We start from the raw sequence: 15698 nt of genomic DNA, 5'->3' as shown, positions 1-15698 counted from the left end.
CTTCACACCCGAGGCCGGCAAAACACATGCTCATCAACCCGAAGGCGACAGCGAACCTATGAGCCAGACCTCAGATGCTCAGGATCCAACCAGCCGCTGATGGCGGCGAGCCCCACCCTGACACTGACGCGAACCTACCAACCGGTTCAGGCGAGGTCGTCGCGGCTCAGCGTGGACCGGTCGACGCGCCCCGTGCGGAACGCCGCCCGCCCCAGCATGTGCGCCGAGACCGGCGCGGTCATAAGCGCGAAGAGCCCCACGAGCACGAGGATCGCGATGGCCGAGCGGTCGTCGGCGCGCAGACCGACCGCGATGAGCACGAGCACCATGCCGAGGGTCTGCGGCTTGGTGGCGCCGTGCATGCGGGTGAGCACGTCGGGGAAGCGCAGCAGTCCGATGCCGGCCACGAGCGCCAGGGAGCAGCCCAGGACCAGGGCGATGGACGCGAGCACGTCGATGATCATGAGTCCTCCTGCGCCGGGGGGGTCGAGCCGGTGTCGTGCGCCGCGAACCGCGCGATGCTCACCGAGCCGAGGAAGCCGACGAGGGAGAGGGCCAGGAGCACCGGGAGGATCGTGACGGACCGCTCGACCGTGGCGATGACCCCGACGGCGGCGACGCTCACGGCGACGAAGACGTCGGTGGCGGCGGCACGGTCGAGCATCGACGGCCCACGGACGATGCGGACCAGGCAGAGCAGCCCGGTGACCCCGAGGATCACTCCGCAGACGATGGCGACGACGGTCATGAGTCCTCCCCGCAGACGGCGATGCGTTCGGCGCGCGGCGCGAAGGCCCGTACGACGCGTTCCTCCTGGCCACGCACGTTCGCGATGGCCTTGTCGATGCGTTCGGGCGTGCTGCCGTCGAGCACGTGCAGGTACAGCGACGAGGTGTCCGGGGCGAGCTCGATCAGCAGGGAGCCCGGCACGAGGGAGACGAGCTCGCCGGTGACGGCCATCAACAGCTCGGAGTTGGTGCGCAGGTCGACACGGATCACTGCGCTGCGAGGGACCTCGGCAGGTCGGACGGCGATCCACGTCACCTCGGCGCTCGCCCGGACGACGTCGACGACGAAGCGGCCCAGCAGCAACGCCAGGTAGTACGGACGGACGGTCGCCACCCACGGTGCCTTCGGGAACGGGAAGGCGGTGGTCACGATCATCGCGGTCAGGACGCCTCCGACGACCAGCCACGGCGTCACCTCGTTCCACAGGAAGAGCCAGACGAAGGTGAGCAGGACGACGCTCGTGACCCGGGTCCTCACGGTGCCTCCCCGAGGACCGCCTGGATGTAGGGCGTGCGCAGCATCAGCTCGGCGGCCGCCCGGTCGGTGATGTCGAACAGCGGACCGGCGACGACGGTCAGGCTCACCGTGACGAGGACCAGGACGACGGTCGGCAGGGCCATCCCGCGGGGTAGCCGGTCCAGCGTGGAGACCTTCCACATCGTCGTGACCTGGGTGCCGGTGGAGACCTGGTCGTGCCCGTGCAGGGGTCCGTGTGCCCAGTCGTCGCCGGCGTCGACCGTCGCGTCGGGGTCGACGGGCTGCCAGAACGCGCGGTTCCACACCTTGGCGACCGCGTAGAGGGTCAGCAGGCTCGTCGCGATGGAGATCGCGACCCCGACGATCGCCAGCCAGTCACCGGCCGCGACCCCGGCCTTGCCGAGGGCCACCTTGCCGAGGAAGCCGGAGAACGGGGGGATCCCCGCGAGGTTCATCGCGGGGATGAAGAAGATGACCGAGAGGATCGGCGCGGAGCGCGCCAGGCCACCGAGCCGGTCGAGGTTCGTGGTGCCGGTGCGCCACTCCACCAGTCCGGCCACGAGGAAGAGGACCGTCTGGACGGTGATGTGGTGGACGATGTAGTAGATGGCGCCGGACAGCGCCATCTGGCTGGCGACGGCGATGCCGAAGAGCATGTAGCCGATGTGGCTGACGAGGGTGAAGGACAGCACGCGCTTGATGTCGGACTGGGCGACGGCCCCGAGGATGCCGACGAGCATGGTGAGGATCGAGGCCCACAGCAGGACGCTGCGCAGGTCGGTCTCGGGGAACAGGAGCGTCTGCGTCCTGACGATCGCGTAGATGCCCACCTTCGTGAGCAGCCCGGCGAACACGGCCGTCACCGGCGCCGGGGCCGTGGGGTAGGAGTCGGGCAGCCAGAACGACAGCGGGAAGATCGCCGCCTTGATCGCGAACGTCACCAGCAGCATGAGCTGCAGCACGAGCTGGGTGCCCTCGGGCAGGTCCGGGAGGCGTCGGGCGAGCTCGGCGAAGTTGACGGTGCCGGTGGCGGCGTACACGCAGGCGATGGAGACGAGGAAGAACACCGAGGAGACGAAGCTGACGATCACGTAGACGGTGCCGGAGCGGATGCGGGCCTCCGTGCCGCCGAGGGTGATGAGGACGTAGCTGGCAGCCAGCAGCACCTCGAAGCCGACGAACAGGTTGAACAGGTCGGCCGAGAGGAACGCGTTGGAGACGCCGGCCGACAGCACGAGGTAGGTGGGGTGGAACACCGACAACGGCGTGTTGCGTCCGAACTCGACGATGCCCTGCCCGAAGGAGTACAGCAGGACGCACAGGGTGACGATGGCGGAGATGAGCAGCAGCAGCGCCGAGAGCCGGTCGGCGACGAGCGAGATGCCGATGTCGGAGGTCCACCCGGCGATGCTGACCGACTGCGGTCCGTGCCGGTCGGCCCGGTACAGCAGCGTCGCGGCGGCCGCGACCACGATCACCAGGACGACGACGCTGATGAGGCGCTGTGCCCGCGCGGAGCGGCCGAGCACGAGGCACAGGCCGGCCCCGAGCAGCGGCAGCAGGACGGGGACGAGGACGATCTGGCTCATCGGGGGTCCTCCTCGTCGGTGCCCTCTTCGTCAGGGAGTCCGGCCTCGACGTCGTCGAAGGATGCCGACACCTCGTCGCGGTGGGCGCGACGTCGCACGAGGTCGTCCTCGAGGTCGTCCTGGACGTCGTCATGCCCGGTGAGCTGCCAGGCGCGGTAGGCCAGCGCCAGCCCGAAGGCGGTCATGCCCAGGGTGATCACGATCGCCGTCAGGGCCATGGCCTGGGGGAGAGGGTCGACCATGTCCGTTCGTGCGACGTCCCCCAGCAGGGGCGGGTCGCCGGCCGGTCCGGAGGCGACGATGAACAGCAGGTTGACGCCGTTGCCGATCATCACGAAGCCGATGAGGATGCGCGTCAGGCTGCGCTCGAGCATGAGGGTGACGCCGCAGCCGATCAGGAAGGCGATGGTGACGACGAGGACGAGGTTGGTGCTCATGCGTTCGCCCCCTGCACCATCGGCTCCTCGTCGCCGTCGGCGTCGATGCCGCCGCCGAGGCTGCGCAGGACGTCCAACGCCAGGCCGACGACGACGAGGTAGACGCCGATGTCGAAGAAGATCGACGTCACGACGTGCAGCTCGCCCAGCAACGGCACCGGGATGTCGAAGATCCCGCTCTGGAAGGCGTTGTAGCCCAGGAGGGCAGGGAGGATGCCGGCGAGCGAGGCGACGGCGAGACCTCCGCCGAGGACGGTCCCCGCGTCGACGGGGGCGGCGGCGTCGAGCTCGGAGCGCCCCCCGGCGAGGTAGCGGACCATGAGCGCGAGCCCCGCGATGAGTCCGCCGGCGAATCCACCGCCTGGCTCGTAGTGCCCGACGAACATGAGGTAGACGGAGAAGACCATCATCACGGGGAACACGGCGCGAGCGACGATCTCGAGCACGACGGAGCGGCGCTGGTCGGGGACGTCGAGGCCGCCCTGCATCCACGCCTCGGTCGAGACCACCTCGCGGCGGTCGCGCCGGGCATCGCGGTGAGAGGTGGCGCGGTCGGTCAGCAGGAAGATGAGACTCGCGACGCCGGTGGCGGCCACGACGATGACGGCGAGCTCGCCGAAGGTGTCCCACACGCGGATGTCGACGAGGGTGATGTTGACGATGTTCTCCCCGCCTCCGAAGTCGTAGGCCGGGCCCGCGAAGCGTTGCCCGATGGGGTCGGCGGTCCGAGCGGAGGCGGCCAGGAGGGCGTAGGCGCCGACCGCGACGCCGACGGCCGCCCCGAGGGCGATGCGCAGGTAGCGCGCGGTGGTGAAGGGTCGGTCGGAGAAGAACGGGGGCAGGCGCCGCAGCACGAGCACGAAGGTGACGACGGCGAACGTCTCGACCAGCGTCTGGGTCAGGGCGAGGTCGGGCGCACCGTGGATCACGAACAGCAGCGCTGTGCCGTAGCCGGTGACGCCGAGCAGCAGCACGGCACGCAGTCGGCGCCGCGACCGGACCGTCATGACGGCCGCGACGACCACCAGCGCGGCGACGGCCACCTGCAGCCAGCTGTCGGGGCCGCGCACGGCGATGTCCGACCAGGCGCCGACGAGGGCCGCACCGGGCACGACCACCATCACGATCAGCATGATCGCGACGTAGACGGGCAGGGAGCCGCGCTGCGTGCGGGCGGTGAGCTCGACGGCGAAGCGGTCCACCCCGCGCAGGATGTCGTGGTAGACGAGCTCGGCGTCGGGCAGGTGGAGGCGTTGCGCGACGGCTTCCTGGACGCGGGCCACCTGCTTGCGACGGATCCACAGGCCGACGCCGGCGACGATCGCGAGGACCGAGAGCCCCAGCGCTGGCGTCAGACCGTGCCACAGGGTCAGGACGGGTTCGTGTGCCCCCTCGGCCACCTGGTCGGCGTAGGCGGCTACGCGCGGGGTCAGGCCGGGGCCGGCGAACCCGCCGGCCAGCCCGAGGGTGGCGAGCACGGCAGGGCTCACGAGGAAGCCGACGGGCACGGGCCGCAGCTCCGGCGGCGCGACGTCGCGGACGCCGAACGCGCCCCACAGGAACCGTGCCGTGTAGGCGACGGTGAGGACGGAGCCGAGCGTGATCCCGACGAGCGCTGCGGTTCCCCACGCGCCGATGCCCGCGTCGTCCCCGAGGTCGACGAACGCCGCGAGAGCGGCCTCCTTGGCGGTGAACCCGAGCAGGGGCGGGACACCGGCCATCGACAGCGACGCGAGGAGCGCGGCCAGGAACAGCAGCGGCAGCCTGCGGTGCAATCCGGTGAGCTCGCGCAGGTCGCGGGTGCCGGCCGTGCGGTCGATGACGCCGACGACGAGGAACAGCGTCGACTTGAAGAGTGCGTGCCCGAGAATCAGCGCGAGCCCCGCGAACGCCGCCGATCGGGTCCCGGCCCCGGCGACGGCGGCGAGGAAGCCGAGCTGGCTGACCGTCCCGTAGGCGAGCAGGAGCTTGAGGTCGTGCTGGCGCAGCGCGCGCAGCCCGCCGATCAGCATCGTCAGGATGCCGAGCCCGATGAGCGAGGGGCGCCAGCCTGGGACGTCGGCGAAGACGGGCGCGAGCAGAGCGATGAGGAACACGCCGGCCTTCACCATGGCCGCGGCGTGCAGGTAGGCGCTGACCGGGGTGGGCGCGGCCATCGCTCCGGGGAGCCAGAAGTGGAACGGCACGAGCGCGGACTTGCTGACGGCGCCGACGAGGATCAGGAGCATGGAGACGGTCACGGCGGTGCCGCTCGGCGGGTCCGCAAGGATCTCGCTGATGCGTGCCGTGCCGGCCTGCGCGTCGAGCACGAAGAAGCCGCCGAGCATCACGAGCCCGCCGAAGGTCGTGACGAGCAGGGCGTTCATGGCGGCGCGGCGGTTGGCCTTGCGCTCGGGGTTGTGGCCGATGAGCAGGAACGACAGGATCGTCGTGAGCTCCCAGAAGACGAACAGGACGTACAGGTTGTCCGCCAGGACCAGCCCGAGCATGGAACCGGCGAACGCCGTGAGCACGCCGGAGAAGCGCCAGATCTCGGGGTCGCCCTCGCGGAAGTACCAGGCGCAGTAGAGCACGACGAGGGCGCCGACGCCCGTGACCACGAGCGCCATGACTGCCGTCAGGGGCGTGAGCGCCAGGTCGATGTGCATGTCGATCGCCGAGATCCAGGAGAGACGTTCGGTGACCGGCTCCCCGCCTGCGGTCACGGACGCCGCTCGTGGCAGGAGCCAGACGAAGGAGAGGGCCGGCACCACTGCGAGCACGATGAAGGCTCGTCGGTCGATCCATCGGGTGAGGGCAGGGGCCAGCGCAGCCGCGAGGAAGTGCAGCGCGATGAGCCCGATCATGAGTGGGGGAAGCCTATCGGTGGGAACAGCATCGGTGCCCTGAAGGGCGTGGGGCTCCGTCGTGCGCCGGGTGCTATCGGGACGGGGCGCCTACGGTGGTCCCATGATCGACTGGAAGGTGGCCCGCCGCACGGCGGCCACCCTGACGCGCCCCGGCCCCGACCTCACTCCCGAGGAGACGCACGAGGTGGTCGCGACCCTGCGCGAGGCCGCCGAGCTGGCGGAGGGACCGGTGCGCGACTACACCGGCCTGGTCGCGCCGCAGACCCCTCAGAACGAGGCGCCGGTCCTGGTCGTCGACCGGGCCCGGTGGGTGGAGGCGAACCTGGCGACGTTCTCGACGATCCTCGAGCCGGTCTTCGACAAGGTCGCGGCGCAGGGCAGGACGTCGGCACCGGCCCGCGCGGTCGGTGGCGTCGTCGGCGGCGTCGAGATCGGCACCGTGATGTCGTTCCTGTCCAGCAAGGTCCTCGGCCAGTTCGACCCGTTCTGGAGCGGGTCCGCGGGGGAGGGTGGTCGGCTGCTCCTGGTCGCGCCCAACATCGTCGACGTCGAGAAGCGGCTCGGCGTCGACCCGATCGACTTCCGTCGGTGGGTGGCACTGCACGAGCAGACCCACCGGGTCCAGTTCACCGCGGTGCCGTGGATGCGCGACCACCTGCGCTCCCTCATGACCGAGATGGTCGATGCGACCGACCTCGACTCGGACGCGATCTCACGGTTCCTGTCCGAGGGCCTCGGCGAGCTCGTGCGCATCGTGCGTGGCGAGTCGGAGTCGTCGCTGGCGGACCTGTTGCAGAACGACCGGCAGCGGGCCGTGGTGGAGCAGGTCACCGGCGTCATGTCGCTGCTGGAGGGGCACGCCGACGTCGTCATGGACGGGGTCGGTCCCGAGGTCATCCCCACGGTCAAGCAGATCCGGCGCAAGTTCGAGCAGCGCCGCTCCGGCGGCTCGGGAGTCGACAAGCTGCTGCGCCGACTCCTGGGCATGGAGTCCAAGCTTCGTCAGTACCGCGACGGTGCGGTCTTCGTCCGCGCCGTCGTCGACAGGACCGGCCGCGACGGGTTCGACGCCGTCTGGGCCGAGGCGGCGAACCTGCCGACGAAGGCCGAGATCGAGGACCCGGACGTCTGGATCGCCCGCGTCCACGGCTGAGCACGAGGGGCTGGGCATGAGGCTCACCGAGGCGGAGGCGGCGGCCCGCCGGGGCGTGCGGGAGGTCCTGGCGGACGTCGCGACCGACGCCCCGGTCATCGTCGCGCTGTCCGGCGGCGCGGACTCCTTGGCCCTCGCCGCGGCGACGGCCTTCGTCGCCGCGAAGGACGGACTCACGGCCGAGGCCCTGGTCGTCGACCACGGCCTGCAGGACGCGTCGGCCGAGGTCGCCGAGCAGGCGGTGCGGCAGGCGCGGACGCTCGGTCTGGCCGCGCGGAGCGTGCGCGTCGAGGTCGGGACGGCCGGCGGACCCGAGGCCGCAGCACGCAGCGCCCGCCGTGCGGCCCTGCTCGACGCCGCAGGACCGGGCGGTGTCGTCCTGCTCGGACACACCCGCGACGACCAGGCCGAGTCGGTCCTGCTGGGGCTGGGCCGCGGGTCCGGTGCCCGCTCGCTGGCCGGCATGCGCGCCGTCGACGGCCCCTGGCGCCGCCCGCTGCTGGTACTGACGCGCGAGGACACCGAGACGGTCTGCCGAGCGCACGCCACGACGTGGTGGGACGACCCGCACAACGCCGACGTCAGGTTCCGGCGCAGCCGGCTGCGCACCGAGGTGCTCCCGCTGCTGGAGGACGTCCTCGGCGGAGGCGTCGCCGACGCGCTGGCCCGCACGGCCGACCTCCTGCGCGACGACGCCGACCTGCTCGACCACCTCGCAGCCCAGGTGGACCGCCCGTCGGACGTGGGTGTGCTGGCCGCGCTGCCGGAGGCCCTGCGCTCGAGGGTCCTGCGTCGCAGCGCGCTGGAGGCCGGCGCCAGCCCCGCCGAGACCGGCGCCGTGCACGTCGCCGCGCTGGACCAGCTCATCACGCGGTGGTCCGGTCAGGAGCGGGTCGAGCTGCCCGGCGGCGTGAGCTGTCGCCGGGAGGGGAGTTCCCTGATCTTCGGTCCCACGCCTGTGGCAGGCTGAGCGCGTGGACACGCAGCACGTCGAGGGCGACCTCGATCTCGACCAGACGCTCTTCACCGAGGACCAGATCCGGGCGCGGCTCGCCGAGCTCGCCCGCGACATCGAGCGCGACTACGAGGGCCGCGACCTGCTGCTCGTCGGCGTGCTCAAGGGCGCCGTGATGGTCATGGCTGACCTCGCCCGCAGCCTCGACCGGCACGTCGAGATGGACTGGATGGCCGTCAGCTCGTACGGCTCGGGCACGTCGTCCTCCGGCGTCGTGCGCATCCTCAAGGACCTCGACACCGACATCAGCGGTCGCGACGTCCTCATCGTCGAGGACATCATCGACACCGGCCTGACGCTGTCGTGGCTCGTGGCCAACCTCAAGTCCCGCGGTCCCGCCTCCGTGGAGATCGCCACCCTGCTGCGCAAGCCGGACGCCCTGCGCATGGAGGTCGACGTCACCTACGTCGGCTTCGACATCCCCAACGCCTTCGTCGTGGGCTACGGCCTGGACTACGCCGAGCGCTACCGCAACATGCGCAGCATCGGCACCCTCGCGCCGCACGTGTACTCCTGAGCCCTCCTGGCCGGCCGGTGCCGCTGGGGCCTGACGTGTACGGTTTTCCCAGCCGCACGGCCTGATCGTGATCACGAGGGAGGAGTGGGTTCGCCCACCTGTCGATGAAAGCCAAGTCCCTGTTCCGTGGTCCGTGGGCGATCATCCTGCTCGCCGCTCTCCTCCTCGTCCTCATCGTCAACCTCACCGGCTCCGGAGACAGCTCGAGCGAGGTGCGCACGGCCACTCTCGTGAAGTACCTCGACGAGGGTCGCGTCAAGGAGATCGTCTTCGTCGAGGGTGATCAGGAGATGCAGGCGACCCTCGACGACGACACCGAGGTCCGGGCCAAGTGGCTCGGCGACCAGGGCAGCAGGCTCGTCGCCCAGGCCGAGCGGGAGGTCCGCGCCGGTGACCTCGAGACCTACAACGTCGAGGTCCCGCGCACGTCGCTGCTCACCCAGTTCCTGCTGGGGTTCTTGCCGGTCCTGCTGCTCATCGGTGTCTTCATCTACATCTTCCTGCGCTTCCAGGGTGGTGGCGGCGGCGTCATGAAGTTCGCCAAGTCCAAGGCGAAGCTCATGACCAAGGACACCCCGCAGACGACGTTCAGCGACGTCGCGGGCTGCGACGAGGCGATCGAGGAGCTCGGCGAGATCAAGGAGTTCCTCTCCGAGCCCGCCAAGTTCCAGGCCGTCGGCGCCAAGATCCCCAAGGGCGTCCTGCTCTACGGACCGCCCGGCACCGGCAAGACGCTGCTGGCGCGTGCCGTCGCCGGCGAGGCCGGCGTCCCGTTCTACTCCATCTCCGGCTCCGACTTCGTCGAGATGTTCGTCGGCGTCGGCGCGAGCCGGGTCCGAGACCTGTTCGAGCAGGCCAAGGAGAACGCGCCGGCGATCGTCTTCATCGACGAGATCGACGCCGTCGGTCGCCACCGTGGCACCGGCATGGGCGGTGGCCACGACGAGCGCGAGCAGACCCTGAACCAGCTGCTGGTCGAGATGGACGGCTTCGACGTGCGCGGCGGGGTCATCCTCATCGCCGCCACGAACCGTCCCGACGTCCTCGACCCCGCGCTGCTGCGCCCCGGGCGCTTCGACCGTCAGATCGGTGTCGAGGCACCCGACCTCAAGGGTCGCGAGACGATCCTGAAGGTCCACGCCCGCGGCAAGCCGATCGGTCCCGACGTGGACCTCAACGCGGTCGCCCGGCGGACCCCCGGCTTCAGCGGCGCCGACCTCGCCAACGTGCTCAACGAAGCCGCGCTCCTCACGGCGCGCAGCAACGAGAAGATCATCACCGACGCCTCGCTCGACGAGGCGATCGACCGCGTCATGGCCGGTCCGCAGAAGCGCACCCGACTGATGAACGAGCACGAGCGCCTGGTCACGGCGTACCACGAGGGCGGGCACGCCCTCGTCGCGGCAGCGCTGCCGCAGAGCGACCCCGTCCACAAGATCACGATCCTTCCCCGCGGGCGTGCCCTCGGCTACACGATGGTGCTGCCGGAGGAGGACAAGTACAGCCAGACGCGTGCGGAGCTCCAGGACAAGCTCGCCTACATGCTGGGCGGTCGTGCGGCCGAGGAGCTGGTCTTCCACAACCCCACCACCGGGGCGGGCAACGACATCGAGAAGGCCACGGGTCTCGCGCGGGCGATGGTCACGCAGTACGGCATGAGCGAGCGGGTCGGTGCGGTCAAGCTCGGCAGCGACAACAGCCAGCCGTTCCTCGGTGCGGGCGCGGGCATGGGCCACACCCGCGACTACTCCGAGCGGGTGGCGGCGATCGTCGACGAGGAGGTCGGTGCGCTGCTCACCCACGCCCACCAGGAGGCGTTCGACATCCTCGCCGAGAACCGCGACGTCCTCGACGCCCTGGTGCTCGAGCTGATGGATCGCGAGACGCTCGACAAGGCCGAGGTGGCGCGCATCTTCGAGCCGCTGCGCCGTCGCGAGGTCCGCCCGGCGTGGACGGGCTCGGACACACGCGTCCCGTCGGACGTGCCGCCGGTGGAGGTGCCGGAGTCGGCGTCGACCCCCGACCCCGAGCCGGAGGGGCTCACCGTGGGTCCCGACCAGGGACCGGATGCCGAGCCCCCCTCGACGGAGGAGCCGACCCCATGACGATCGACCACGCCCGCGCCGAGGCCGCGGTCCGCGAGCTGCTGATCGCGGTCGGGGAGGACCCCGACCGCGACGGGCTGCGCGACACGCCGGCGCGGGTCGCGCGCTCCTACGAGGAGCTGCTCGCCGGGATGGACCAGGACCCTCAGGAGATCCTCTCCGCCACGTTCGACGTCGGCCACGACGAGCTCGTCCTGGTCAAGGACATCGAGCTGTGGAGCATGTGCGAGCACCACCTGGTGCCGTTCACCGGCCTCGCGCACGTCGGCTACATCCCCGGCGAGGGTGGCCACGTCACGGGCCTGTCCAAGCTCGCCCGGCTCGTCGACTGCTACGGGCGTCGCCCGCAGGTCCAGGAGCGTCTGACCACGCAGATCGCCGACGCGATGATCGAGTCGCTGAGGCCCCGTGGCGTCATCGTCGTCATCGAGGCCGAGCACCTGTGCATGGCGATGCGCGGCGTCCGCAAGGGCGGGGCCAGCACGATCACCAGCGCCGTGCGCGGTCAGCTGCGCGATCCCGCCACCCGGGCCGAGGCGATGGGGCTGATCACCGCCGGCCGGGCTCGCGCGTGAGCCCCACCCCGACGATCCTGGAGCCGATCGGTCGGTGCCGGGTGATGGGCGTCGTCAACGTCACCCCGGACTCCTTCAGCGACGGGGGACGGTGGGTCGATCCCGGCACGGCGGTCGAGCACGGGCTCGGGCTCGTGGAGGCCGGTGCCGACCTCGTCGACGTCGGCGGGGAGTCGACGCGGCCGGGGGCGCAGCGCATCGACGCCGACGAGGAGCTCGCGCGGGTGCTGCCCGTCGTGCGTGGCCTGGCCGGGCAGGGCGTGGCGGTCTCGGTCGACACGATGCGCTCGCGGGTCGCCGCGGCGGCGGTCGAGGCCGGGGCAGTGCTCGTCAACGACGTCTCCGGCGGCCGCGCCGATCCGGACATGGTGCCGTTGGTCGCCCGCGAGGAGCTTCCAGTGGTGCTCATGCACTGGCGAGGGCACGCTGAACGCATGCAGGACCTCACCCACTACGCCGACGTCGCCGGCGACGTCGTCCGCGAGCTCGGCGCGTCGGTGCGCGACGCGGTCGAGGCCGGCGTCGCCCCCGAGCGCATCGTCGTCGATCCCGGGCTGGGCTTCTCGAAGACCGGCGACCAGAACTGGTCGGTGCTCGCGCGGCTCGAGGCGTTCGCCGCGATGGGGCACCCGCTGCTGGTCGCGGCGAGCCGCAAGCGGTTCCTCGGTCAGCTGCTGGCCGACGAGTCCGGTCACCGTCCGGTCGACGACCGCGAGGACGCCACCGCCGCCGTCTCGACGCTCGCGGCCGCGGCCGGCGCGTGGGCCGTCCGGGTGCACGACCCGCGCCCGTCGGCCGACGCGGTGCGCGTCGTCGCCCGCCTCCACCAGGAGCACGCCGGGGGGCGCCGGTGAGCGACGTCCTCGCCCGGCACCGGGCCTTCTACGACGCCGTCGAGACCGGCGACCTCGAGCTCATGGAGTCGCTGTGGGCGCAGTCCCCGGCCACCTCGTGCGTGCACCCGGGCTCGGAGCCGCTCACGGGCACCGACGCCGTGCTGCGCTCGTGGGCCGTGGTGATGGCGAACGTCGAGTACATCCAGTTCTTCCTCACCGACGTCTCCTTCAGCGTCCACGCCGGCGACGTCGCCGTCGTCACGTGCACCGAGAACATCCTCTCCGGCGAGGGCGTCGAGACGAGCGACTCGTTCACCGGCGGCAAGGCCGTGTGCACGAGCGTGCTCGTGCGCGACGGTGCCGAGGCGCCGTGGCGGTTCTGGTCACGCCACGCGTCCCCCGTGCTCGAGCCCGTCGAGGAGACCGACTGATGCCCCTGCCCAGCGGCCTGGACCGCATCGACCTGCGCGGGCTGAGGGCCCGCGGGCACCACGGCGTGTTCGAGCACGAGCGTCGCGACGGCCAGGAGTTCGTCGTCGACGTGACCGTCGGGCTGGACATCACCCCGGCCGGCACCGGCGACGACCTCGCCGCCACGGTCGACTACGGCGTGCTCGCCCAGCAGATCCACGACGTCGTCACCGGACCCCCCATGGACCTCATTGAGTCCCTCGCACTCCGTATGGTGGACTTGTGCCTGTCGCACCCGCCCGTGCAGTGGGCGAGCGTGACGGTGCACAAGCCCGAAGCCCCCATCCCGGTGGCGTTCGACGATGTCAGCGTGACCACAGAGCGGAGCAAGCAGTGACCGAGTCGCCCACGCCGTACGTGCTCGATGCGGACACCATGACCGGTGGGATGCGCCCCATCCGTCAGGCCGTCCTCGCCCTCGGCTCGAACCTCGGCGACCGCCTGGATCGTCTGCAGGGGGCCGTCGCCGCCCTCGAGGACACCCCCGAGGTCACCCTCGTGGCGGTCTCCTCGGTCTACGAGACCGAGCCCGTGGGCGCACCCGAGGGCTCGGAGGACTTCCTGAACGCCGTCGTCCTGCTCGACACCACCTTGACGGTCCACACCCTCCTCGACCGCGCCATGGCCATCGAGGACGCGTTCGGTCGCGAGCGGTCCGAGCCCAACGGGCCGCGCACCCTCGACGTCGACCTCATCGTGGTGGGCGACCGCGTCGCCGACGACGACACGCTCACCCTGCCGCACCCCCGCGCCCACGAGCGTGGCTTCGTGCTGGTCCCGTGGCTGGAGATCGACCCCGAGGGCGAGATCCCGGGCAAGGGATTCGTCGCCGACATCATCGGCGACGTCGACACCTCCGGCGTCAAGCGTCGCGGCGACCTCGAGATCATGCTCTGACGTTCCTCCCATGAGACCGGTCCGTCCCACGCCCGCCCTGCACGTGGCGGTGGCGGTCGCCATCGGGTTGGTCCTCGGGACCTCGGTCCCGGAGCTCGCCCGTCGGATGGGTGAGGTGCCTCCTCGACCCGGCTGGGTCGCACCGCTGGTGCTGGCGGCGCTCGCCTTCGGCCTCGCGTCGACGGCGCGCGGCACGTGGCGCTCGCTGCGCGACGACCACCGCAAGATGCACAGCGAGCTCGGCCTGCGCCTGCTGGCCCTCGCCAAGGCCTCGGCGATGGTCGGGGCGGTCTTCGCCGGGGGATACCTGGGCTACGCGCTCATGTACCTCGACTCCCTCGAGACCGGTCTCGGCCGGGCGAGGGTGATCGAGTCCGGGCTCGCCACGGTGGCCGCTGGCGCCGTCGTGGCCGCGGCCCTGTGGCTGGAGCGCACGCTGCGGCTGCCCGAGGACGACGACGAGCCGCCGGCAGGCGTGGAGACGAGCAGCTGAGCCTCAGCCCGCGAGCAGGTGCTCGCGCAGCGTGCCCATCCCGACGGAGCCCACGGCGAGCGCCTCCCGGTGGAAGGTGCGCAGGTCGGCGCCGTGCCGGCTCGTCCAGTCCTCCCGCAGCTGCTGCCACAGCCGCTGGCCGACCGCGTACGACGGGGCTTGGCCGGCCCAGCCGAGGTAGCGCAGCACCTCGAAGCGGATGAACGGGGCGTTCATCGCGACGTGCTCGGTCATGAAGGCGAGGGCGAAGTCCGCGTCCCAGGTGCCCCCAGCCCTCGCCGTGACCGGAGTTCCAGTTGAGTCGTCGCCAGGCGTTGAGCCGGTCCGCGGCGAGGATGGCCGTCCCGAGCTGGAGGTGGTGGCCGGGGACGCCCTCGTGGTAGACGGTGGTCAGCTCGCGCCACGTGTCGAACCGCTCGACGCCCACCGGGACGCTCCACCACATCCGACCGGGGCGGGAAAAGTCCTCGCTGGGCGGCGTGTAGTAGATGCCGCCCTCCTGGGTCGGGGCGATGCGGCACTCGAGCGCCCTCAGGGCCTCGGGGACGTCGAAGTGGACGCCGGCGAGGGCATCGACGGCGGCGTCACTGGTCTCCTGCATCCAGGCCTGCAGGGCATCGGTGCCGTGCAGCGCGCGCGACGGGTCGGCCTCCAGTGCGGCGATCGCCTCGCGCACCCCACCGCCGGGCACGATCTGCGCTGCCATCTGCTCCTGCTCCTCGACCACGAGGCGCAGGTTCTCCAGGCCCCACGCGTACGTCTCGTCGAGGTCGATCGTGGTGCCGACGAACCCACGGGACGCGAGGGCGTAGCGCTCCCGTCCGACCGCGTCGGTGGTCCGGGCACGCGGCGCGAGCTCCTGGCGGAGGAAGGAGGCGAGCTCGCCGTAGGCGGTTCGAGCGACGCCCGCCGCAGGCGTCCCGATGCGCGCGAAGTACCCGTCGTCGCCGGTCAGCCGGTCGACCTGGGCGGCCACGGCCTCGACCTGGCGCAGGGCCGGGGTGTCCGCGGCGGCGATGCCGGCCCGCAGGGACTCCTGGTACCCGGCCAGGGCGGCGGGGACGTTGCGCAGTCGCCGTTCGATGGCCGCGCGGTCGTCGTCGGTGTCGTCGCGCATGAGGTCCAGCACGTCGCGGATGCCCTGGGCGGGGGAGGCGATGACGTTCAGGTCGCGGCGCCACGCGCCGTCGTCGTGCTGCTCCACCGCCAGCTCGAGGGTGCGGATCAGCTCCGTGCGGGTGATCGCATCCTCGGCCCCGACCGCCTCGGTCGCACGCACACGGGCCAGCGTCTCCCGGGAGGCATCGGCCGCTGCGGCGTGGCCGTCGGGGGAGTGGTCGGTGTACTCGCCCTCACGTCCGGGCCGACCGAGCTCGACGTGCATCTCGGAGTACAGCTCCAGCAGGGTCTCCAGCCAGCCGTCGGCGATCCGGTCGAGGGGAGTGGGTGCGTCAGCCATGGGACGAGCGTAGGTGGCGGCACGGTGTGACCTCAC

16 protein-coding genes and 1 pseudogene are annotated in these 15698 nt (G+C 71.5%); 10 read left to right on the top strand and 7 right to left on the bottom strand.

What is annotated here, in order from left to right:
- Window positions 1-146: 146 nt before the first annotated feature.
- From mnhG to ABD213_RS07010, 6 genes are read right to left on the bottom strand one after another with little or no spacing between them, the layout of a single operon-like run.
- Entirely contained in the window at window positions 147-464 is a 318-nt protein-coding gene (gene mnhG / locus ABD213_RS07035) for a monovalent cation/H(+) antiporter subunit G (RefSeq protein ID WP_344326283.1), read from the bottom strand.
- Window positions 461-748 carry an MrpF/PhaF family protein gene (locus ABD213_RS07030; protein WP_344326282.1) on the bottom strand — a complete coding sequence of 96 codons (288 nt, stop codon included), beginning with the start codon at window positions 746-748 and terminating at the stop codon, window positions 461-463. The genes mnhG and ABD213_RS07030 overlap by 4 nt, the downstream gene beginning before the upstream one ends.
- Window positions 745-1266, bottom strand: coding sequence for a Na+/H+ antiporter subunit E (locus ABD213_RS07025; RefSeq protein ID WP_344326281.1), 522 nt, complete (start codon window positions 1264-1266; stop codon window positions 745-747). The genes ABD213_RS07030 and ABD213_RS07025 overlap by 4 nt, the downstream gene beginning before the upstream one ends.
- On the bottom strand, window positions 1263-2855 hold the full coding sequence (locus ABD213_RS07020; RefSeq protein WP_344326280.1) for a Na+/H+ antiporter subunit D: 1593 nt from the start codon (window positions 2853-2855) through the stop codon (window positions 1263-1265). The genes ABD213_RS07025 and ABD213_RS07020 overlap by 4 nt, the downstream gene beginning before the upstream one ends.
- The gene (locus ABD213_RS07015; protein WP_344326278.1) at window positions 2852-3292 is read right to left on the bottom strand and encodes a Na(+)/H(+) antiporter subunit C; all 441 of its coding nucleotides are present in this window, start codon (window positions 3290-3292) and stop codon (window positions 2852-2854) included. The genes ABD213_RS07020 and ABD213_RS07015 overlap by 4 nt, the downstream gene beginning before the upstream one ends.
- A complete protein-coding gene (locus tag ABD213_RS07010; protein ID WP_344326277.1) occupies window positions 3289-6138 on the bottom strand; it encodes a Na+/H+ antiporter subunit A in 2850 nt (949 codons plus the stop codon). The genes ABD213_RS07015 and ABD213_RS07010 overlap by 4 nt, the downstream gene beginning before the upstream one ends.
- Window positions 6139-6241: 103 nt before the next feature.
- On the opposite strand from ABD213_RS07010, the gene ABD213_RS07005 reads away from it, so the two are divergent.
- The 10 genes from ABD213_RS07005 (at window position 6242) to ABD213_RS06960 (ending at window position 14203) form a co-directional block, all read left to right on the top strand.
- The gene (locus ABD213_RS07005) at window positions 6242-7294 is read left to right on the top strand and encodes a zinc-dependent metalloprotease (RefSeq protein WP_344326276.1); all 1053 of its coding nucleotides are present in this window, start codon (window positions 6242-6244) and stop codon (window positions 7292-7294) included.
- A gap of 16 nt (window positions 7295-7310) precedes the next feature.
- Complete coding sequence (gene tilS / locus ABD213_RS07000) at window positions 7311-8264, top strand: tRNA lysidine(34) synthetase TilS (protein ID WP_344326275.1); 954 nt, start codon at window positions 7311-7313, stop codon at window positions 8262-8264.
- A gap of 4 nt (window positions 8265-8268) precedes the next feature.
- Window positions 8269-8826, top strand: a complete 558-nt coding sequence (gene hpt / locus ABD213_RS06995) for a hypoxanthine phosphoribosyltransferase (protein ID WP_344326274.1) — start codon at window positions 8269-8271, stop codon at window positions 8824-8826.
- Between the two features lie 104 nt (window positions 8827-8930).
- Complete coding sequence (gene ftsH / locus ABD213_RS06990; RefSeq protein ID WP_344326273.1) at window positions 8931-10931, top strand: ATP-dependent zinc metalloprotease FtsH; 2001 nt, start codon at window positions 8931-8933, stop codon at window positions 10929-10931.
- On the top strand, window positions 10928-11506 hold the full coding sequence (gene folE / locus ABD213_RS06985; RefSeq protein ID WP_344326271.1) for a GTP cyclohydrolase I FolE: 579 nt from the start codon (window positions 10928-10930) through the stop codon (window positions 11504-11506). Before ftsH ends, folE begins: the two co-directional genes overlap by 4 nt.
- Window positions 11507-11550: 44 nt before the next feature.
- Window positions 11551-12360 carry a dihydropteroate synthase gene (gene folP / locus ABD213_RS06980; protein ID WP_486303322.1) on the top strand — a complete coding sequence of 270 codons (810 nt, stop codon included), beginning with the start codon at window positions 11551-11553 and terminating at the stop codon, window positions 12358-12360.
- Window positions 12357-12773 carry a nuclear transport factor 2 family protein gene (locus ABD213_RS06975; protein WP_344326269.1) on the top strand — a complete coding sequence of 139 codons (417 nt, stop codon included), beginning with the start codon at window positions 12357-12359 and terminating at the stop codon, window positions 12771-12773. Before folP ends, ABD213_RS06975 begins: the two co-directional genes overlap by 4 nt.
- Window positions 12773-13150: a dihydroneopterin aldolase gene (gene folB, locus ABD213_RS06970; protein WP_344326268.1), complete on the top strand. Its 378-nt coding sequence runs from the start codon at window positions 12773-12775 to the stop codon at window positions 13148-13150. Before ABD213_RS06975 ends, folB begins: the two co-directional genes overlap by 1 nt.
- Window positions 13147-13710, top strand: coding sequence for a 2-amino-4-hydroxy-6-hydroxymethyldihydropteridine diphosphokinase (folK, locus tag ABD213_RS06965; RefSeq protein WP_344326267.1), 564 nt, complete (start codon window positions 13147-13149; stop codon window positions 13708-13710). Before folB ends, folK begins: the two co-directional genes overlap by 4 nt.
- Before the next feature lie 10 nt (window positions 13711-13720).
- The gene (locus tag ABD213_RS06960) at window positions 13721-14203 is read left to right on the top strand and encodes a DUF3180 domain-containing protein (RefSeq protein ID WP_344326266.1); all 483 of its coding nucleotides are present in this window, start codon (window positions 13721-13723) and stop codon (window positions 14201-14203) included.
- A gap of 322 nt (window positions 14204-14525) precedes the next feature.
- Here the strand turns inward: ABD213_RS06960 and ABD213_RS06955 are convergent.
- Window positions 14526-15587, bottom strand: a pseudogene (locus ABD213_RS06955) (DUF885 domain-containing protein); the annotation flags it as partial.
- Window positions 15588-15698 lie beyond the last annotated feature (111 nt).

The organism is Aeromicrobium halocynthiae, assembly GCF_039531385.1.
Lineage (GTDB): Bacteria > Actinomycetota > Actinomycetes > Propionibacteriales > Nocardioidaceae > Aeromicrobium > Aeromicrobium halocynthiae.
Note: the sequence above shows the minus strand (reverse complement) of the source record. Positions and strands in the feature narration are given on the sequence as shown.